The organism is Martinezella rhizogenes (assembly GCF_027460065.1).
GTDB lineage: Bacteria > Pseudomonadota > Alphaproteobacteria > Rhizobiales > Rhizobiaceae > Agrobacterium > Agrobacterium rhizogenes_C.
The window spans coordinates 746631-766392 of record NZ_JAPYZZ010000001.1 but is presented as its reverse complement, the minus strand read 5'-3'; the positions used below and the strand labels follow the sequence as shown (position 1 = coordinate 766392).

At 56.4% G+C, this 19762-nt stretch carries 21 protein-coding genes; 11 read left to right on the top strand and 10 right to left on the bottom strand.

Going from position 1 to position 19762, the window contains the following annotated elements; genetic code table 11:
- Positions 1–12 precede the first annotated feature (12 nt).
- Complete coding sequence (locus tag O8B93_RS03715) at positions 13–225, top strand: DUF1674 domain-containing protein (RefSeq protein WP_269708443.1); 213 nt, start codon at positions 13–15, stop codon at positions 223–225.
- A 61-nt stretch (positions 226–286) separates the two neighbouring features.
- Here O8B93_RS03715 and O8B93_RS03710 read toward each other — a convergent pair whose 3' ends face one another.
- The 8 genes from O8B93_RS03710 to hemE all read right to left on the bottom strand — a co-directional run bounded on the left by O8B93_RS03710 (position 287) and on the right by hemE (position 9033).
- Positions 287–1168 (bottom strand): ParB/RepB/Spo0J family partition protein, encoded by an 882-nt coding sequence (locus tag O8B93_RS03710; RefSeq protein WP_269708442.1) that lies wholly within the window; start codon positions 1166–1168, stop codon positions 287–289.
- Between the two features lie 29 nt (positions 1169–1197).
- Positions 1198–1992 (bottom strand): ParA family protein, encoded by a 795-nt coding sequence (locus tag O8B93_RS03705; RefSeq protein ID WP_269708441.1) that lies wholly within the window; start codon positions 1990–1992, stop codon positions 1198–1200.
- Positions 1993–2011: 19 nt separating this feature from the next.
- On the bottom strand, positions 2012–2629 hold the full coding sequence (gene rsmG, locus O8B93_RS03700) for a 16S rRNA (guanine(527)-N(7))-methyltransferase RsmG (RefSeq protein ID WP_269708440.1): 618 nt from the start codon (positions 2627–2629) through the stop codon (positions 2012–2014).
- A 14-nt stretch (positions 2630–2643) separates the two neighbouring features.
- Positions 2644–4524, bottom strand: a complete 1881-nt coding sequence (gene mnmG / locus O8B93_RS03695) for a tRNA uridine-5-carboxymethylaminomethyl(34) synthesis enzyme MnmG (protein WP_269708439.1) — start codon at positions 4522–4524, stop codon at positions 2644–2646.
- Positions 4525–4586: 62 nt separating this feature from the next.
- Positions 4587–5915: a tRNA uridine-5-carboxymethylaminomethyl(34) synthesis GTPase MnmE gene (gene mnmE, locus O8B93_RS03690; protein WP_269708438.1), complete on the bottom strand. Its 1329-nt coding sequence runs from the start codon at positions 5913–5915 to the stop codon at positions 4587–4589.
- An 89-nt stretch (positions 5916–6004) separates the two neighbouring features.
- A complete protein-coding gene (rho, locus tag O8B93_RS03685) occupies positions 6005–7270 on the bottom strand; it encodes a transcription termination factor Rho (protein ID WP_080826998.1) in 1266 nt (421 codons plus the stop codon).
- Between the two features lie 186 nt (positions 7271–7456).
- On the bottom strand, positions 7457–8002 hold the full coding sequence (hemJ, locus tag O8B93_RS03680) for a protoporphyrinogen oxidase HemJ (protein WP_269708437.1): 546 nt from the start codon (positions 8000–8002) through the stop codon (positions 7457–7459).
- The gene (hemE, locus tag O8B93_RS03675; protein ID WP_269708436.1) at positions 7999–9033 is read right to left on the bottom strand and encodes a uroporphyrinogen decarboxylase; all 1035 of its coding nucleotides are present in this window, start codon (positions 9031–9033) and stop codon (positions 7999–8001) included. Before hemE ends, hemJ begins: the two co-directional genes overlap by 4 nt.
- 408 nt (positions 9034–9441) lie before the next feature.
- Between hemE and O8B93_RS03670 the strand changes: the two genes are divergently transcribed.
- The 5 genes from O8B93_RS03670 to dnaQ are packed head-to-tail and all read left to right on the top strand — an operon-like array spanning position 9442 to position 13047.
- Complete coding sequence (locus tag O8B93_RS03670; RefSeq protein WP_269708434.1) at positions 9442–10263, top strand: pyruvate, water dikinase regulatory protein; 822 nt, start codon at positions 9442–9444, stop codon at positions 10261–10263.
- Between the two features lie 31 nt (positions 10264–10294).
- Positions 10295–10894: a two-component system response regulator ActR gene (actR, locus tag O8B93_RS03665; RefSeq protein ID WP_269708433.1), complete on the top strand. Its 600-nt coding sequence runs from the start codon at positions 10295–10297 to the stop codon at positions 10892–10894.
- Positions 10887–11747 carry a shikimate dehydrogenase gene (locus O8B93_RS03660; protein ID WP_269708432.1) on the top strand — a complete coding sequence of 287 codons (861 nt, stop codon included), beginning with the start codon at positions 10887–10889 and terminating at the stop codon, positions 11745–11747. Before actR ends, O8B93_RS03660 begins: the two co-directional genes overlap by 8 nt.
- Complete coding sequence (gene coaE, locus O8B93_RS03655; protein ID WP_269708431.1) at positions 11747–12328, top strand: dephospho-CoA kinase; 582 nt, start codon at positions 11747–11749, stop codon at positions 12326–12328. Before O8B93_RS03660 ends, coaE begins: the two co-directional genes overlap by 1 nt.
- Positions 12329–12348: 20 nt before the next feature.
- Complete coding sequence (dnaQ, locus tag O8B93_RS03650) at positions 12349–13047, top strand: DNA polymerase III subunit epsilon (protein ID WP_269708430.1); 699 nt, start codon at positions 12349–12351, stop codon at positions 13045–13047.
- A gap of 98 nt (positions 13048–13145) precedes the next feature.
- Here dnaQ and secB read toward each other — a convergent pair whose 3' ends face one another.
- Complete coding sequence (gene secB / locus O8B93_RS03645) at positions 13146–13628, bottom strand: protein-export chaperone SecB (RefSeq protein ID WP_010970595.1); 483 nt, start codon at positions 13626–13628, stop codon at positions 13146–13148.
- Between the two features lie 103 nt (positions 13629–13731).
- Positions 13732–14268 (bottom strand): FxsA family protein, encoded by a 537-nt coding sequence (locus O8B93_RS03640; protein ID WP_269708429.1) that lies wholly within the window; start codon positions 14266–14268, stop codon positions 13732–13734.
- A gap of 140 nt (positions 14269–14408) precedes the next feature.
- On the opposite strand from O8B93_RS03640, the gene O8B93_RS03635 reads away from it, so the two are divergent.
- The 5 genes from O8B93_RS03635 to gyrB all read left to right on the top strand — a co-directional run bounded on the left by O8B93_RS03635 (position 14409) and on the right by gyrB (position 19741).
- Positions 14409–15107, top strand: a complete 699-nt coding sequence (locus O8B93_RS03635; RefSeq protein ID WP_269708428.1) for a Tim44/TimA family putative adaptor protein — start codon at positions 14409–14411, stop codon at positions 15105–15107.
- A complete protein-coding gene (gene mltA, locus O8B93_RS03630) occupies positions 15104–16216 on the top strand; it encodes a murein transglycosylase A (RefSeq protein WP_269708427.1) in 1113 nt (370 codons plus the stop codon). Before O8B93_RS03635 ends, mltA begins: the two co-directional genes overlap by 4 nt.
- Complete coding sequence (locus tag O8B93_RS03625) at positions 16213–16785, top strand: Smr/MutS family protein (protein ID WP_269708426.1); 573 nt, start codon at positions 16213–16215, stop codon at positions 16783–16785. The genes mltA and O8B93_RS03625 overlap by 4 nt, the downstream gene beginning before the upstream one ends.
- Positions 16782–17147: a helix-turn-helix domain-containing protein gene (locus tag O8B93_RS03620; RefSeq protein ID WP_269708425.1), complete on the top strand. Its 366-nt coding sequence runs from the start codon at positions 16782–16784 to the stop codon at positions 17145–17147. The genes O8B93_RS03625 and O8B93_RS03620 overlap by 4 nt, the downstream gene beginning before the upstream one ends.
- A 158-nt stretch (positions 17148–17305) precedes the next feature.
- Positions 17306–19741, top strand: a complete 2436-nt coding sequence (gene gyrB, locus O8B93_RS03615; protein ID WP_269708424.1) for a DNA topoisomerase (ATP-hydrolyzing) subunit B — start codon at positions 17306–17308, stop codon at positions 19739–19741.
- The last annotated feature ends 21 nt before the right edge of the window (positions 19742–19762 follow it).

Here is a 19762-nt window from a genome sequence, read left to right as displayed (position 1 = left end):
TGGGAGGATTTCATGCAGAATGCGGATAATGACAATGGTGCGGAAGAGGGCACCGAACGGGTGAAGCGACTTTCACCCGCAGCGCAGCGGGCACTGAATGAAGCGGAAGAACGGCGCCGGCAGCAGGCGGAACTACAATTGCCGCCGGAGACAGGCGGTCGCGGCGGCGCGGAACCCGTTCGTTTCGGTGACTACGAAATAAAAGGCCGCGCTATCGATTTTTGAGAGTCACAAAACGAGAATACCCGCCAACGGCGGGTATTCATTAATTAAAACAGATATTTAATTATTTCTGCTCTAGCAACCGGCAGACGGCCTCAAGCTGTTCAAGCGTGCGGTAACCGATACGAATTTGCCCCGATCCACCCTTATGGCTGATTTTCACATCTAGGCCGAGAGCATCGGAAAGGCTGCGTTCGAGCGCGACCGTATCCGAATCCTTTTCCCCAACCGGACGCTTTTCAGCAATCTCGCCCTGGGATTTGATATCGTTTTGCGCCAGACGCTCGGCATCGCGCACCGAAAGCCCCTTGGACACAATCGTACGCGCCAAGGTCGCCGGATCGGAAGTGGAGACCAGCGCGCGTGCGTGGCCGGCGGAAAGCGAACCATCCGCCAGCATATCCCGCACCGGATCGGGCAGCTTGAGAAGGCGCAGACTATTGGCAACATGGCTTCGGCTTTTTCCGATGATTTCGCCGAGGTCGTTCTGCGTATAGCCGTGTTCGGCGATCAGCTGTTCATACCCCATCGCCTCTTCAAGCGGATTGAGATCGGAACGCTGCACGTTTTCAACGATGGCGAGTTCCAGCGCTGTGCGGTCATCCACATCGCGAACGATAACGGGCACATCGGTAAAGCCGGCCAGCTGCGCCGCGCGCCAGCGGCGCTCACCGGCGATAATCTCGTAGCGGTTGACTCCTACCGTTCTCACCACCACTGGCTGAACAATTCCATGCTGACGGATGGAGGCAGCAAGGTCCTGCAGCTCGTTTTCATCAAAATGGCGCCGCGGGTTTCTCTGGCTGCGAGCGATGAATTCAATCGGAATGGTGCGATCGGCGTTAACCGCGCGCTGAGGCTCGCCGACCGGTACGGGCTGATCCATTTCACCGATCAATGCGGCAAGACCGCGCCCCAATCGACGCTTGGAAAGATCATCACTCATAAGATATTACTCCATACAGTCCGCAAATGTCAGGCAGCTTTGCGCAGGCGCTCTCTCTGGATCACTTCGGATGCCAGCTGCAAATAGGCCTGACTGCCAGCGCATTTCAAATCGTAAAGGATTGCCGGTTTACCATAGGACGGCGCTTCCGAAACACGAACATTGCGCGGGATGAGGGTATGGTAAACCTTCTCACCAAGATGGCTACGCACGTCCGACACAACCTGTTGCGCAAGATTGTTACGCGCATCAAACATCGTCAAAACGATGCCCTGTATATCAAGCTGCGGGTTAACCGACCCACGAATCTGGCTGACCGTATCCAGCAACTGGCTGAGCCCTTCCAGGGCGAAGAATTCGCATTGCAGCGGCACCAACACCGAATGAGCCGCCGTCATCGCATTCATCGTCAAAAGATTGAAGGAGGGCGGGCAATCAACGAGAATGTAGGAGTAGCCCTTGGCTTCCTGCGTTTCCATTGCCGCACGCAACAGGAAAACGCGGTTTGCAACATTCGCGACCTGCATCTCAAAACCCAACAAATCCATTGTTGAAGGGACGATATCGAGATTGGGGACCGCGGTGGGAACAGCAACTTCCGCAACCCCATGTTCTCCTACCAGAAGATCATAAGACGAAAGCTTGCGCTCTTTGCGGTCAATACCAAGCCCAGTACTCGCGTTACCCTGCGGGTCCAGGTCCACGATCAGCACACGCTCACCAATAGCCGCCAGCGCGGTCGCCAGATTGATGGCGGTTGTTGTCTTGCCAACGCCGCCTTTCTGGTTCGCAACTGCGATAATTCGGTTTTTTTCAAAGGTCATGCCGCACCTGGCCAGCTTATCAGCGCCTCAAAACGAGGTTGCTGATTTCAAGAACAACGGAATCTGCCTCAATGGCACTCCGATGTTTTACCAGATCAAACTGCCAGCGACCATGTGCTTTCTGCACTTCGGAATCATAATCCCGGCCTTTATTAAAATAGGCCTTGAGATCGGGATTATTCTGCGCCCAGGGATGAATGTATTCAAAAAGCAAATCCAACTCGGCAAGGGCACGAGCGGAAACAGCATCACAAGTTTTTACGATTTCAGAGGCTGTCTCGATCCTGACCGGGTGAACTGCACCTCTGGCGCCGGTTTCCTTCAGCGCGATTCGCAGAAAGGCGGCCTTTTTATTATTGCTTTCGACCAAATCCACCCAGCCGTCGCCAAGTTCCGCCAGAAAAATCGCCGTGACGACACCGGGGAAACCACCACCGCTGCCAAGATCGATCCATTTTTTTGGCTGAGGAAAAAGCTGGAAGATTTGGGCACTATCGGCAACGTGCCGGCTCCAAAGCTCCGTGAGCGTGGAAGGCGCTACCAGATTCGTGGTCTTGTTCCACTTCTTGAAAAGCTCGACAAAATGCTCGAGCCTCTCCTGTGTTTCACGTGAAACACTCTGGCCGTTTATCTTCATAATCCGACTCGCTATTAGTGCATGAGCAATTGTTCACTTCGCGTGGCGGTACTTTTCCGCAGAAGTGCGAGCAGCAGCGATATCGCAGCCGGCGTCATGCCGTCAACACGAGCGGCCTGTGCAATATTCTCCGGACGGGCTTTTTCCAGTTTTTGTTTAAGTTCGTTGGAGAGACCTGACAAACTCTGAAAATCGAAATCGTCAGGGATTTTCCTGTCCTCATCCCGTTTAATATCGACGATATCAGCGCTCTGCCGTTGCATATAGACGGCGTAACTCGCTTCAATCTGCAGGACCTCAGCGACCTTAGAATTAAGCATGTTGAGTTCGGGCCAGTGTTCTGCCAGCGTTTGTAACGTCATGTCAGGATAAGCAAGCAGCTCATAGACGGATCGACGCTGACCATCCTGATTGAGTTTGAGGCCTTGCTTGGCCGCCTGCGAAGGGCTGATGGAGAGCTCCTTCATCAGCGCACGGCCGCGATCAATATCCGAAATAAAATTTGTAAAGCGCTGTTGACGCTCTCGACCGAGAATACCCGTCGCCTGGGCCACGGGTGTAAGCCGGAGATCCGCATTATCCACACGCAGTGAAAGACGATACTCCGCCCTCGACGTAAACATGCGATAGGGTTCGCTGACACCCTTGGATGTCAGGTCGTCGATCATCACGCCAATATAAGATTCCGTCCGGCTAAAATGAAGCGGATGGGCGTTGCGGGCGTAAAGCGAGGCATTCAGACCAGCAACAAGACCCTGAGCGCCAGCTTCTTCATAACCCGTCGTGCCGTTGATCTGGCCAGCCAGAAACAGCCCCGGTATTTTGCGGCACTCGAGAGAGGGTTTCAGTTCCCGGGGATCGACATAATCATATTCGATCGCATAACCCGGCTGAAGAATCGTAACCCGTTCAAGGCCTGGTATCGTCCGGATAAATTGCTCCTGTACGGAGGCGGGCAGGGAGGTAGAAATACCATTGGGATAAATGGTATGATCATCGAGACCCTCCGGCTCCAGAAATATCTGGTGGCCGTCTCGTTCGCCGAAACGAGTAATCTTGTCCTCGATAGATGGGCAATAACGCGGGCCAACCCCTTCGATCTGCCCGGAATACATGGCAGAGAGGTGAATATTGTCCTGGATGATTTTGTGGCCTGCTGGGGTCGTGCGGGTCACACCACATTCGATTTGCGGATTGAGGATGTGGTCAGTCATAAATGAGAACGGGACAGGATCCTCATCAGCAGCCTGCCGATCCACCGCATTCCAGTCGATGGTACGGCCATCCAAACGGGCGGGCGTGCCGGTTTTGAGCCGGCCCATGGCGAGACCAAGCCGCAACAGCGTGTCGGAAAGGCCGAGAGAGGGCATTTCGCCAACGCGACCCGCCGGAATCTTTTCGGAGCCGATATGGATAAGGCCACGCAGAAAAGTCCCGCTGGTGAGCACCACGGCGCCACAGGGAATCCGGCTACCGTTTTTCATGGTAACGGCGGTAACCCGATCATTGTCCATTTCAATATCGAAAGCATCGTCTTCGATAATTGTCAGATTGTCGATTGCATTGATTTCCCGCTGCATCGCCTCACGATAAAGCCGGCGATCAGCTTGCGTGCGCGGACCACGAACCGCCGGACCCTTCTTACGGTTGAGCATGCGGAACTGAATGCCCGCGGCGTCCGCAACCCTGCCCATCAATCCGTCCAGCGCATCGATCTCACGGACGAGATGACCCTTTCCCAGGCCACCGATAGCAGGGTTACAGGACATGACCCCGATCGTTTCGCGCTTATGGGTAACAAGAGCGGTTTTTGCACCATGCCTTGCGGCAGCTGCAGCAGCTTCACTGCCGGCATGACCACCACCTATAATAATGACATCGAATGACTGGTGCATATCCCTGCGCCCTGTTCTAATTCATCGACCTCACCATGGAGGGTGCCGATGTTTCACGTGAATCATTTTCCTATGCAGAATTCCGAGAAGATCACGCCCAGCAAATCTTCCACATCAACACGGCCGGTGATCCGTCCGAGCGATGTTGCGGCGAGCCTTAGATATTCTGACCTTATAGCAAGGTCCAGGGTCTCGGAATCGAGCGCATCACTAACATAGTTCAGCGTCTCTTCAAGCCGTTTTTTATGACGGGCACGAGCGGGAACCAGGGTCTGGCCCGAACCGACCCGCTTTTCTATCTCTCGCTTGAGCGCTGAGCGCAATTCATCAAGGCCCAACCCTTCTTTTGCAGAGACCGACAAATCAAACTCATCATCAGGCACGCGCACGCGAAGCGCGGTTTTTGTTCTTACACGCAAGAAGCTCTGGTTATCGAATGAATCGATAGATTGTTTCGGGGTCGAATCATTGTCCTGCAGCAGTAGAATGAGATCTGCGGTTTTCGCGGTCAGAACTGCGCGCCGCACACCTTCCTGTTCCACCACATCCTGTGTTTCCCGAATTCCTGCCGTATCGAATACCCGCACCAGATATCCGTCCAGATTGATGTCGACGCTTAAAACGTCTCTGGTCGTACCTGCAATGTCAGTGACAATCGCCACATCACGACCGCTCAACGCGTTAAGTAGTGTTGATTTACCCGCATTCGGTTCGCCCACAAGCGCTACTTTAAAACCATCACGAATGATTTCGCCGCTTCCGCCCGCCCGAAGGTGATTGCTGATTTCACCCTTCAGCTCCACCATCGCTTCCCAAACTCGAGCAGCAACAGAGTCAGGCACATCCTCTTCATCGGCAAAATCCAGTTCCGCCTCGATCAGGGCGCGGGCGCGGGTCAGGCGATTGGCCCAGCCATCATAGAGAGCCGATAATTGCCCACTGCTTTGCTCGACCGCCAGACGCCGTTGCATCTCCGTTTCCGCCTGTAAGAGATCGGCGAGACCTTCGACCTCGAGCAGGTCCATCTTGCCGTTCTCAAAAGCTCTGCGAGAAAACTCACCGGCCTCTGCGGGCCGCAGTCCTTCAAGGCTTTCGAGCTCGGTAAAAATGGAAGCCATGACCGCACGGCTGCCGTGGCTGTGAATTTCAACACAATTTTCACCCGTAAAGGAATTCGGGGCCGGAAAGACAATCACCAGGGCCTGGTCGATGATCTCATTGTTTCGATTCCGAATCGAACAAAGGCTTGTTCTTCGCGGTGAAGGAAGGTCCCGGCCTGTGAGCATCTTCAAGGCATCAAAAGCCCTCACACCGCTGATTCTGAGAACAGCGACGCCTGCCGGCAGGGCACCGCTGGACAGCGCATAAATCGTATCGGCGGAAGCTGACATCGTTCACCTCGGTCTAAAACAGTCAAGCCGCACCCGAATGAACGGATACGGCTTTAAAGCTCTTATGATGAATCCGGCTAAAGTTCGGATCAGGTATTCATTGATTCGAAGAAATCCGAATTGGTCTTGGTCTGCTTCAGCTTGTCGATCAAGAATTCGATGGCGTCCATCGTTCCCATCGGTGCGAGAATACGGCGCAGAACGAAGATCTTCTGCAGGTCCTGACGTGGCACCAGCAAGTCTTCCTTGCGCGTACCGGATTTAAGAATATCCAGTGCAGGGAAGATACGCTTGTCGGCAACCTTGCGATCAAGCACGATTTCCGAGTTGCCAGTACCCTTGAACTCTTCGAAGATGACTTCATCCATGCGGCTGCCCGTATCGATAAGCGCAGTCGCAATGATCGTCAGCGAACCGCCCTCTTCGATGTTACGCGCAGCTCCAAAGAAACGCTTCGGCCGCTGCAGCGCGTTGGCATCCACACCACCGGTCAGAACCTTGCCGGAGGAGGGAACAACGGTGTTGTAGGCGCGGCCAAGACGCGTGATGGAGTCAAGCAGGATGACGACGTCACGTCCATGCTCGACCAGGCGCTTCGCTTTTTCGATGACCATTTCGGCGACCTGCACGTGGCGCACAGCCGGTTCGTCAAAGGTAGAGGACACAACCTCACCCTTTACCGAACGCTGCATGTCGGTCACTTCTTCCGGACGCTCGTCGATCAGAAGAACAATCAGATAACATTCCGGATGGTTTGCCGTGATGGAATGGGCGATGTTCTGCAGCAGAACCGTTTTACCGGTGCGCGGCGGCGCCACGATCAATCCGCGCTGGCCCTTGCCGAGCGGCGCGACGAGATCGATGACGCGCGACGACAGATCCTTCGATGTTGGAACTTCCAGTTCCATCTTGAAGCGCTCATTCGGGTAAAGCGGCGTCAGATTATCGAAGTGAACCTTGTGACGAATCTTTTCCGGGTCGTCAAAATTGATCGTATTGACCTTGAGCAGCGCGAAATACCGTTCGCCTTCCTTTGGACCACGGATCGGCCCTTCAACAGTGTCACCGGTCTTCAGCGAGAAACGGCGGATCTGCGAGGGCGAAATATAGATGTCGTCTGGACCGGGCAGGTAGTTTGCGTTTGCAGAACGCAGGAACCCGAACCCGTCCTGCAGGACTTCAACGACGCCTTCGCCGATGATTTCGATGTCCTGGCTCGCGAGAACCTTGAGGATTGCGAACATAAGCTCCTGCTTGCGCATGGTGCTCGCATTTTCAACTTCCAGGGATTCGGCAAAAGTCAGCAAGTCGGTAGGCGATTTGCTCTTAAGTTCCTGAAGCTTCATTTCAGCCATGAAGGGAAGACCGTTTGATAATGTAATGTCGGGGGAGGGCGTGTTCGCGAATCAGATGCTGTGGGAGATACCGCAGATGACTGAATAATTCACATGCCACGAAGATGAGTGGATTGAAAATAGCGATTGAACACGGCCGCTGCAAGAGGAAAGCACGAATTCCGCGAAATTTATCGTCGCACCGTCTTAACCAAAGGGTTTCACAACCACAAGTATGACAATCAGGATCATCAGAACGGTCGGAACTTCGTTCATCAACCGCCAGTGACGGGCCGGTCTTGTATTTTCATCCCGCGCAAAACGTTTCGCGCTGCGGCTGAAATAAACATGGGTGGCGGTCAGAAGCACGACCAGCCCGATCTTCGCATGCAGCCAGCCACCGGAAAAACCATAAACCGACCATGCGAGATAAAGCCCCAATACCCAGGATATCATCATCGCCGGGTTCATGATCACCCTGATCAGCCGCTGTTCCATCACCTTGAAGGTTTCAGATTGCTGCGAACCGGCAGGTGCATCGGTGTGATAGATAAAAAGCCGCGGCAGGTAGAAAATCGCCGCCATCCACGAGATCACGGCGATGATATGCAGTGCCTTGATCCAGAGATAGAGATCGGCTGGATCGGCGTAAAAAACTAGCGCAATGAAGGCGGCAAAGACACCGAGCGCGACGCCGGCGCGCAAAGCCGCTTTGTTTCCGGAGCGCCCCGAGGTCTGTTTTTCGTTACTCATCCAGCACCCCCAACCGAGCGAACCCGCTGCACCAGCCGGGTGACGTTTTCGGGATCCGCCTGCGGGGTGATGCCGTGGCCGAGATTGAAGATCAGCGGACCCTGCCCAAGCGCCTGCAGCACGGCATCGATGCCATCCTGCAAGGCCTTGCCACCGGCCACCATCAGCATCGGGTCGAGATTGCCCTGCACCGCGCCCTCCTTCTGCAAATCCCGGGCGAAACTCAACGGCACGGACCAATCGAGGCCAATGGCGTCAGCACCCGTCTTGCGACGATAATCCTTCAGCAGATAACCGGCGCCCTTGGCGAAAGCGATGATCTTTGCCGAAGGCCGGCGGGCGCGTACCGAGGCAATAATGCGAGCGACCGGCTTGATCGCATATTCCTCAAATTCCTTTTCGCCGAGCACGCCGGCCCAGGAATCGAAGATCTGAACCGCATCGGCCCCGGCATCGATCTGCGCCACCAGATAATCGGCGGAGACGTCGGCGAGGAAAGCCAGCAGCTTTTCCATGGCGGCCGGCTCCTGATAACCGAACAGCCGCGCCGGCGCTTGATCCGGCGTTCCGTGCCCAGCGATCATATAGGTCGCAACCGTCCAGGGCGCGCCGCAAAAGCCGAGAAGCGTCGTTTCACCCGGCAATGAGGTGCGCAGACGCGACACCGTTTCGAAAACGGGCGAAAGATGCGCCATGACATCGGACGCATCGAGCTTCTCGATACCGCTCACATCGATCGGATCCATGGCCGGACCCTTGCCTTCGCTGAAGGATACGTTGCGATGAAGCGCATCGGGTATCACCAGAATGTCGGAAAAAAGAATGGCTGCATCCAGCCCGAACCGGCGAATGGGCTGAAGGGTCACTTCGCTCGCCAGCTCGGGATTATAACAGAGATCCAGGAAACTTCCGGCACTCTTACGCGTTTCCCGATACTCCGGAAGATAACGGCCAGCCTGACGCATAAGCCATATGGGCGGCGGCGTAACCGTCTTCCCACTCAAAACAGTCATAACCTTGCGTTCGCTCATGGCACCCAGCTTCTAAAAAATAAAAACAAAGAGATTTAAAAGATTTTCTATTTCTTAGAGTCTGTGGGTAGCAAGGATTAAAATCAGTCCAGTCGAAATGCCGCAGCAGCGAAATCTCAACAGTGCCTGCGGATATTGATCGTGTGAGTGTTTAGAGGTAATTGGGAAAACTGGAATTATTTAAATAATTTCAAATACTTGTTTCCATGGCAATGAATCTCATCTCTGTGGATAATCTGGGGAAAATTCTGAACAGTTCCGCACTATTCCACTAATTCACAGGCGCCGTGAATGCGAGATGCGCCACTTGCGGATTGTGGAAAAACACCACTTTATTCACCTCGCGGTTCCGTCCGTCGGGCAATTCAGAAAGTTGTCCAAGTTTATCAACAGGGGGAGAAAAACAGCGTGGAGAACAAAAAAAGCTTCTTCCATCTGCACCTGATTTCGGACTCGACGGGAGAGACTCTGATGTCGGCCGGCCGCGCCGTTTCGGCGCAGTTCCATGCCTCCATGCCGGTGGAACATGTGTATCCTCTGATCCGCAACCAGAAACAGCTCGCGCAGGTCATTGATCTCATCGACAAGGAACCCGGCATTGTTCTTTATACGATCGTTGATCAGCAACTGGCCGAATTCCTGGATCTGCGCTGCCATGCAATCGGTGTGCCCTGCGTCAACGTTCTCGAACCCATTATCGGCATCTTCCAGACCTATCTCGGTGCGCCGTCGAGAAGGCGGGTCGGCGCGCAACACGCCCTGAATGCCGATTATTTTGCGCGGATCGAAGCCCTCAATTTCGCCATGGACCATGATGACGGGCAGATGCCGGAGACCTACGATGAAGCCGATGTCGTCATCATCGGCATCAGCCGCACGTCGAAAACACCCACCAGCATCTATCTCGCCAACAGGGGCATAAAGACCGCGAACATTCCGGTTGTTCCCAATGTGCCTTTGCCCGACAGCCTCTATGCCGCTACCCGGCCTCTGATCGTCGGTCTCGTTGCGACTTCGGATCGAATATCGCAGGTCCGTGAAAACAGGGAGCTAGGCGCAACCGGCGGATTTGACAGTGGCCGTTACACGGATCGAGCCACGATCATGGAAGAGCTTAAATATGCGCGCGCTCTCTGCGCCCGCAACAACTGGCCTCTGATAGATGTCACACACCGTTCTATCGAGGAAACGGCGGCGGCGATCCTTGCCCTTCGCCCGAGGACACGATAATCCCGGTCGTACCATCAGGAGCAGACAGTCGATGAAACAAGACTTTATCCTCGCCTCGTCCAGTGCATCCCGACAGATGCTGATGCGCAATGCGGGGCTGACATTTTCGGCAATACCCGCTGATATTGACGAGCGTGCGCTTGACGAGCAACTGGAACGAGACGGCGCCAGCCCAGAAGAGGTTGCATTGGAACTCGCCCGCGCCAAGGCTATTTCTGTCAGTGCGCTCCATCCGGAAGCACTGGTTCTCGGCTGCGACCAGACCATGGCGCTCGGCACACGCGTTTATCACAAGCCAAAAACCATGGCGGAGGCGCAAGCGCATCTGCTGTCATTGTCAGATAAGGTCCACCGCCTGAATAGCGCGGCCGTCCTTGTTCGGAAGGGTAAGGTGGTATGGCAAACCGTTTCCAGCGCCGAGCTTGCCGTTCGGACTCTGAGTGCTGAGTTTGTCTCCCGCCACCTGCAGCGAGTGGGGGAAAAGGCCCTTAGCAGCGTCGGTGCTTACCAGCTTGAGGGCGAAGGAATCCAGCTATTCACTTCCATCGAGGGTGATTATTTCACGATCCTCGGCCTGCCGCTTCTGCCTCTTTTATCGAAATTGCGAGACATGGATGTCATCGATGGCTGATTCACGTGAAACATTAACTATAAATGCCTTCGTTGTCGGTTACCCGATCAAGCATTCCCGGTCGCCGATCATCCATTCCTATTGGCTCAAAAAATTTGGTATCGCCGGTTCCTATAAGTCCGTTGAGGTCTCTCCGGACAATTTCTCGAATTTCATTGCAACGCTGAAGGAAGGCAAGCCGGGTGTGGCGGTGGGCGGCAACGTCACCATTCCGCACAAGGAAGCGGCTTACCGGCTGGCGGATCGTCCCGATGCCCTGGCGGAAGAACTCGGTGCGGCCAACACCATCTGGATGGAGGAGGGTAAACTCCACGCTACCAATACGGATGGTTACGGTTTCGTCTCGAACCTGGATGAGCGGCATCCCGGCTGGGATAAGACCGACCGGGCGGTAGTTTTCGGTGCCGGCGGCGCAAGCCGGGCCGTCATTCAGTCGCTACGTGACCGGGGTATTGCGGAAATCCACGTCCTGAACCGCACGGTCGAGCGTGCCCGCGAACTGGCGGACCGTTTTGGCCCACGGGTCTTTTCCCATCCCCAGGCGGCGCTTCAGGAGGTCATGCAGGGTGCCGGGCTGTTCGTGAATACGACATCGCTCGGAATGGATGGAACCGAAGCGCCGTATCTCGATTTTTCACAGCTCGCTGCCAATGCGGTCGTGACCGATATCGTCTACGTGCCGTTGAAAACGCCGATCCTCACCATGGCGCAAGAGCAGGGCATGGCAACCGTCGACGGGCTCGGCATGTTGCTTCATCAGGCAAAACCGGGTTTCAAGCGATGGTTTGGCGGGATGCCTGAGGTGGATGAAACCCTTCGTTCCCTGATCATCGCGGATATGGAGAAACATTGATGATCGTCATCGGTCTCACCGGCTCGATTGGAATGGGAAAAACCACGACGGCGAAGCTCTTCGCCGAAGAGGGTGTTCCGGTTCTCGATTCCGATGAGGTCGTCCACGGGCTTTATCGTGCGGAAGCTGTTCCCTTGATCGAGGCCGACTTTCCCGGCACTACCATCTCCGGCATGGTAGACCGGCAGAAGCTTGGCGATATGTTGCGGCAGAATCCGGCTAATTTCACGAGGCTGGAAGAGATCGTTCATCCGCTGGTCCGTAAAAGGCAGCAGGCCTTTCTGGCTGAAGCAGAGAAAGAGGATCTGCCTTTTGCTCTGCTCGACATACCCTTGCTGTTCGAAACGGGGGCGGAAGGCCGCGTCGATAAAGTCGTGGTGGTGAGCTGCGCGCCGGAGATCCAGCGCGAGCGGGTTTTATCCCGGCCCGGCATGACGGAAGAGAAATTTGAAATGATCCTTGCCCGGCAGATGCCGGATGTGGAAAAGCGCCGGCGTGCCGATTTTGTCGTCGATTCGGGAAATGGTGTCGAAGCGGCACGGGATCAGGTAAAAGCAATCCTGGAGAAACTGGGCGCTTGAGTCGCGCCGCGGAGAGATGAATGCGTGAGATCATTTTCGATACGGAAACTACGGGCCTCGAATCGAAGCTGGACCGCGTGATCGAAATCGGCGGCATCGAACTGATCAATCATTTTCCCACTGGCCGCACGCTGCATCTTTATATCAGCCCGGAGGATCGCAAGGTTCATCCGGACGCGCTTGCCGTTCACGGCATCACCGATGAATTTCTGAAGGACAAACCGAAATTTGCAGAAGTCGTCGACCAGATCCGTGACTTCTTCGATGGCGCGCGCTGGGTGGCGCATAATGCGACCTTCGACATGGGCTTCATCAATGCGGAATTCGCGCGTCTTGGCATCGAGCCGGTTTCCGCCGAGCTGGTGACGGACACGCTTTCACTCGCCCGTCGCAAGAACCCGATGGGGCCGAATTCGCTGGATGCTCTTTGCCGCCGTTACGGTATCGACAATTCCCACCGCACCAAACACGGCGCGCTGCTCGATTCCGAGCTTCTGGCCGAAGTCTATATTGAAATGATCGGTGGTCGCCAGACGGCGCTCGGTTTTGGCTCTGCCGCCAGGCAGGAAACGATTGTCGTTGAAGAAGAAGTGCCCCTTGAGCCATTGCAACGGCCAAGCGCTCTGCCCTCGAGGCTGGATGCGGAAACGGTCGCGGCCCACGGCAAACTCGTTCTCGGCATGGGCGACAAGGCGATCTGGAACCGCTACCAGAACTAAAGCCCGCCCAGACTTTGAAATGGCAAATCGGCCAAAGAAAAACCCGGGCGAAGAACCCGGGTTTTGTTTTGTCTGCAATGAAAAGCGGTGCGTGCCGTTTAGTTCGGGACAGCCTGAACCTGGGCCTTGGCCTGTTCCTCGGCAACGCGCTGCGCAAACATCTGCGAGAAATCGATCGGGTCGATCATCAGCGGCGGGAAACCGCCATTACGCGTGACATCGGCAATGATCTGGCGGGCGAAGGGGAAGAGCAGGCGCGGGCACTCGATGAAGAGGACCGGCAGCATGTGTTCCTGCGGGAAGCCGGCAATGCGGAACACGCCGCCATAAACCAGCTCGGCCGCGAACAGGATCTTGTCGCCGTCCTTGGCTTCCGCGTTCAGCGTCAGAACAACGTCGAAATCCGAACCGGAGATCGGGTTTGCGTTGACATTGACGTTGATGTTGATCGCCGGCGCATTCTCACGGCCCTGCAGCGAACGAGGAGCACCCGGATTTTCGAAAGAGAGATCCTTGATGTACTGGGCAAGAATATTGAGAGAAGGGCTAACTGCGCCCTGTGCGCCATTTTCAGCGGTCATTACGGTTCCTCGCGGCGTGAATTCGTGGAAGGCGGTCTATCATTTCGACCCGGGGCTTACAACCCTTCGTGATCGCGTCATCGCCATCGATTCCATGTGGCGGTCAGGGTTTGGGCAGGTCGCGATCACCAGGCCTGTTCGACCAGGGAGAGTCCTTCGGGCCCTCGCGGTGAAACTCTTCTTCGTCCAGATCCACCACCTTCGAATTGCCCGCGGGTCCCGGGCCATTGCGAAATCCGGAATAATCATCCTGCTGGGGCCCGGACTGCCTGAATGAGCCAGAAACGACGACGCGCGGGCCGAAGGCTTTCCAGAAAAACTGGCGAATGGTCGGCGACAGAAGCAGGAGGCCGAGAATGTCAGTGATGAAACCGGGAATGATGAGCAGGATGCCTGCCACGACGCGCATGGCCCCATTGACGAGCTCATCCGCCGGCTGCGCGCCAGTGCGGCCCGCGGCCTGAAGATTTCGCACCATGCCGATGCCGCCGAGGCGCAATATGAGCAACCCCAGGAATGACGTGAACAGGACGAGCGCCAATGTCAGCCACAGACCGATCGCCTTGCCGACGATGATAAAGCCGGCAATTTCGAGAATGGGCATCATCAGGATGACGATGGGGAGAAAGGAAAAACGCATCTTCTAGCCTTGCGTGTGCATCTCTGGCAGATTGCCGGTTCCCGGGACACCGATGATTGAATCTGCACATTTGAATGATGATAAGATGCAGACTATATGATGGTGTGGTTTTTGATTTTAAATGGCGGTTTTGGTAAAACATGGGCTTTAGCGACTTTATCACATTGTTTTTTCTCGTTGCAGCGGTGCTGATCTTCTTTCAGCTGCGCAGTGTCCTCGGCCGTCGCACAGGCAATGAAAAGCCACCATTCGACCCCTATAGCCCCCGTGATGTGGCAAAGGGCCCCGCCGCTGACGATAACAAGGTCGTGACCTTGCCGAAGCGCAGTGAGGCGGAAGACGAGAACCGTTTTGCAGAGGCAGATGCGCTCGCGCCTGCCGATACCCCGCTAAATGCATCGCTGCGCGATGTGATGACCAAGGATCCGTCCTTCAGGCCCAAGGAATTCCTGAACGGCGCCCGCATGGCTTACGAAATGATCGTCATGGGTTTTGCCGATGGCGATCGCAAGACGCTGAAGAACCTTCTGTCGAAAGAGGTCTTCGACGGTTTCGAGGCGGCGATTTCCGAGCGTGAAAGCCGTGGCGAAGTGGTAAAATCCACCTTTGTTGGTATCGAGAAAGCTGACATCACCCAGGCCGGCGTGCGCGATTCCGAAGTGCAGGTGACGCTGAGGATTGTCAGCCAGCTGATTTCGGCAACCTATGACAAGGACGGCAAGCTGGTGGATGGAGATCCGGAAGCGGTTGCGGAGGTGGATGACATCTGGACCTTCTCGCGCGACATCCGCTCGCGTGACCCGAACTGGAAGCTGATCGCCACCGAATCCGAGCAATGAATACGCCCTTTTCGATCGATGAAGTCTCGTTCGGCGATCTACCCGGATGGCGGGAAGACGATCCCAGTAAGCTTTTTCCGGCGATGGCAACGATCCTGTTGCATCTTCGCAATGCTAAACCCTACAGGACCGGTGCACTCGGTATAACGGCCGCGGAACTCGTTTCGCTGCTGGAGTTCGCCGAGAGCAGCCAGGTTAACAGCCCGGAACAGGCGCGCCAGTTTTTCGAAAGCCATTGTGTGCCTTTCAGGATTTCCCCGGCCCAGGGAAAAAGCGGTTTCGTAACTGCTTTTTACGAGCCCGAGCTGGAAGTCTCCGTAGCGCCTGACGATGTCTGGCGTTACCCGATCTACCGTCGGCCGCCCGAGCTGGTGGATATTGACGACGCCAACCGGCCTGATGGTTTCGATCCGTCCTATGCTTTCGGCAAGGCGGATGAAAACGGCATTTCCTATTTTCCCGATCGCCGCGCCATCGATGAGGGGTGTCTGCAGGGCAGGGGTCTCGAGATCGCTTGGGCAAGATCGAAGGTCGACCTCTTCTTCGTCCATGTGCAGGGTGCGGCGCGTCTGGTGTTTCCGGATGGCGCGATAAAGCGCATCACCTACGCAGCCAAGGCTGGGCAAGCCTTTTCGCCGATTGGCCGGCTGCTTCTCGATCGCGGCGAGCTCGATCCGAAAACAATCTCGATGCAGACGATCCGCAAGTGGCTCGCCGATCATCCGGATGAGGTGGACGGGGTGCTGTGGCACAACCGCTCCTATATTTTTTTCCGGGAGGCGGATGTCGCCGGTCTGGATATGGGGCCGATTGCCGCTGCCAAGGTGCCGCTGGTTGCGGGCCGTGCGCTTGCGGTGGATAGGCTGATCCACACCTTCGGCCTGCCGTTCTTCATCCACGCGCCCACACTGACCCATCTGGACGATGGGAAGCCCTTCGCCCGGCTGATGCTGGCGCTGGATACGGGCTCGGCCATCATCGGCCCGGCACGCGGCGATATTTTCACCGGCTCCGGTTTCGAAGCGGGAGAGCTCGCCGGCACGGTGCGCAACGAGGCCGATTTTTATATATTGCTGCCGCGGGTTGCTGCGGAGAGGTATCGGCGATGAAAGGCAGTCGTAAGCTCGGCAAGGAAGAACGCATATTGTGGGGAAGGGTCGCAAAAACCACGCGGCCGATTTCCGGCAGGCTGGAAGATTTGCTGGCTTTCGACGACATAGAAGAACCCGCACTGGAACCTACCGTTCCGCAAACCGGCAAAAGTGCATTTCCGCGCATGCTTGTAGAGGCGGCGGAAGCACCGCCTGCTGCGACACCGGATAAAAAGCCGAAAACCCATCAGCCGATGGAAAAACCGGTCAAGCGCAAGCTCACCCGTGGTCGGCTGCCGCTGGAAGGGCGGATCGATCTGCACGGCATGTTCCAGAGCGAAGCCCATGCGGTGCTCCTGGATTTCCTGCTGCGGGCGCATGAACGAGGCCTTCGCCATGTGCTGGTTATCACCGGCAAGGGGCGCTCGATCGGTAGCGATGGTGCTTTAAAAAGAGCGGTTCCTATGTGGTTCTCCAAACCGGAATATCGCTACCTGATCTCGTCCTATGAAGACGCCTCGGCCAATCATGGCGGTGACGGCGCGCTTTATGTGCGGCTTTCGCGGCGGCGCGGTGAAAAATCATGACGCCTTTTGCGGAAGCCGTGCGGCAGCTTCGTGAACGCAAAGGCGTGACGCAGAAGGAAATGGCTGCGGCAATCGGTGTATCGCCGGCCTATCTTTCGGCGCTGGAGCATGGCAAGCGCGGCAAGCCGAGCTTCGATCTGCTGCAGCGCATTGCCGGCTATTTCAACATCATCTGGGACGAGGCGGAAGAATTGTTCTTTCTGGCCGGTTCGTCAGACCCGAAGGTGGTGATCGATACGGTGGGCCTGCCGCCGCAATATACGGCTTTCGCTAACCGTCTCGCACGGGATATTCGCAAGCTGTCGCCGAGTGTGGTAGAGGAACTGTCAGCCGTGCTGCAAAAAAGCCGTTCTTGCGATTGAAACCCCTCTATCCCCTGCTTTATTCAGCATCCCGAAGCATGCGGCCTTTGGGATTGGGTGTAGAATTTCTATAGTCGCATGTCGGATTTGAGTGATTCGCTGGCTTCAGGCCTTCTCACTGAAACGCCTGGCCCGAGAAAACTTTGGAAAGAGTACTTATGACCGAAACATCGTCAAGCGAAGTCGGCGCGAACGCGGAATATGGAGCCGATTCGATCAAGGTCCTCAAGGGCCTTGATGCCGTGCGCAAACGGCCCGGCATGTATATCGGCGATACCGACGACGGTTCCGGCCTGCATCACATGGTCTACGAAGTCGTCGATAACGCCATCGATGAGGCGCTCGCCGGCCATGCCGATCTGGTGACGGTGACACTGAATGCCGACGGCTCCGTGACGGTGACCGATAACGGACGCGGCATTCCGACCGACATCCATTCTTCCGAAGGCGTTTCCGCTGCCGAGGTCATCATGACCCAGCTTCACGCGGGCGGCAAATTCGACCAGAACTCCTATAAGGTTTCCGGTGGTCTGCACGGTGTCGGCGTCTCGGTGGTGAACGCGCTCTCCGTCTGGCTGAAGCTCAGAATCCGCCGCAATGGCAAGCTGCACGAAATCGGCTTTACCCATGGCGTCGCCGATGCGCCGCTGTCGGTGATTGGCGAATATGAGGGCCGGTCCGGTACGGAAGTCACCTTCCTGGCCAGTCCGCAAACCTTCACCATGACGGAATATGATTACGGCACGCTGGAGCATCGCCTGCGCGAGCTCGCGTTCCTGAATTCCGGCGTCCGTATCCTGCTCACCGACAAGCGCCACTCGGACGTCAAGCAGCAGGAATTGCTGTATGACGGCGGCCTTGAAGCCTTCGTCCGTTATCTGGACCGCGCCAAGAAACCGCTGGTAGACAAGCCCGTCGCCATTCACGGCGAGAAGGACGGTATCACCGTCGAGGTCGCGCTGTGGTGGAACGACAGCTACCATGAAAACGTGCTCTGCTTCACCAACAACATTCCCCAGCGCGACGGCGGCACACATATGGCCGGGTTCCGCGCGGCGCTCACCCGCCAGGTGACCTCATATGCCGAGACATCAGGCATTATGAAAAGGGAAAAGATAAGCCTGCAGGGCGAGGATTGCCGCGAAGGTCTGACGGCAATTCTTTCCGTCAAGGTTCCCGATCCCAAGTTTTCCTCGCAGACAAAGGACAAGCTCGTTTCGTCGGAAGTGCGACCGGTCGTAGAAAGCCTCGTCAACGAGGCTCTGTCCACCTGGCTCGAAGAACATCCTTCTGATGCGAAGATCCTTGTCGGCAAGGTGGTGGAAGCCGCCGTCGCCCGTGAAGCCGCCCGCAAGGCGCGCGAATTGACGCGCCGTAAGGGTGCTCTGGATATCGCTTCTCTGCCCGGCAAGCTCGCCGACTGCTCAGAGCGCGATCCGGCGAAATCCGAACTCTTCCTCGTCGAGGGCGATTCCGCTGGCGGTTCTGCCAAGCAGGGCCGTTCGCGCGAAACTCAGGCGATCCTGCCATTGCGCGGCAAAATCCTGAATGTGGAACGCGCCCGTTTCGACAAGATGCTGTCCAGCCAGGAAATCGGTACCCTGATTACCGCGCTCGGCACCTCCATCGGCAAGGACGAATTTAACGCGGACAAGCTGCGTTACCACAAGATCATCATCATGACGGATGCTGACGTCGACGGCGCTCACATTCGTACGCTGCTGCTGACTTTCTTCTTCCGCCAGATGCCGGAACTGATCGAGCGCGGCCACCTTTATATCGCCCAGCCGCCGCTTTATAAGGTGACACGCGGTAAATCCGTGCAGTACCTGAAGGACGAAAAGGCGCTGGAAGATTACCTGATCTCCATGGGTATAGAGGAAGCGTCACTGACGCTCGGCACCGGTGAAGTCCGCGTCGGCGCCGATCTGCGCGAAGTCATTCTCGATGCGGTGCGCATGCGCTCGCTGATAGATGGCCTGCATTCGCGCTACAGCCGCTCGATCGTTGAACAGGCGGCCATTGCCGGCGCGCTGAACCCGGAGCTTTCGGCCGATGCCGCCCGTGCTGCGGAAACCGTGGCCGAAGTGGCCCGGCGTCTGGATATGATCGCGGAAGAAACCGAACGCGGCTGGTCGGGCACCGTTCTCGAGGATGGCGGCCTGCGCTTCGAGCGCATGGTGCGCGGCGTCAAGGAAGTCTCGACGCTGGATATGGGCCTGCTCGGTTCAGCCGATGCCCGCCATATCGATCAGCTCGTGGCCCGCACCCGGGACATCTATGCGACGCCGCCGGTTCTTCAGCGCAAGGATGGCAGCATGGAGCTGGCCGGACCACGCGCGCTTCTGGATGCAATTTTCGCCGCCGGCCGCAAGGGCCTTTCCATGCAGCGTTATAAGGGCCTCGGCGAGATGAATGCAGAGCAGCTGTGGGAAACCACGCTCGACGCCAATGTCCGCTCCCTGCTGCAGGTGAGGGTGAACGACGCGACCGATGCCGATGGCCTGTTCGCACGCCTGATGGGTGACGAGGTGGAACCGCGCCGCGATTTCATTCAGGAAAACGCGCTGAGCGTCGCCAACCTCGATATTTAATCTGTGGGGTGCCACACGTAA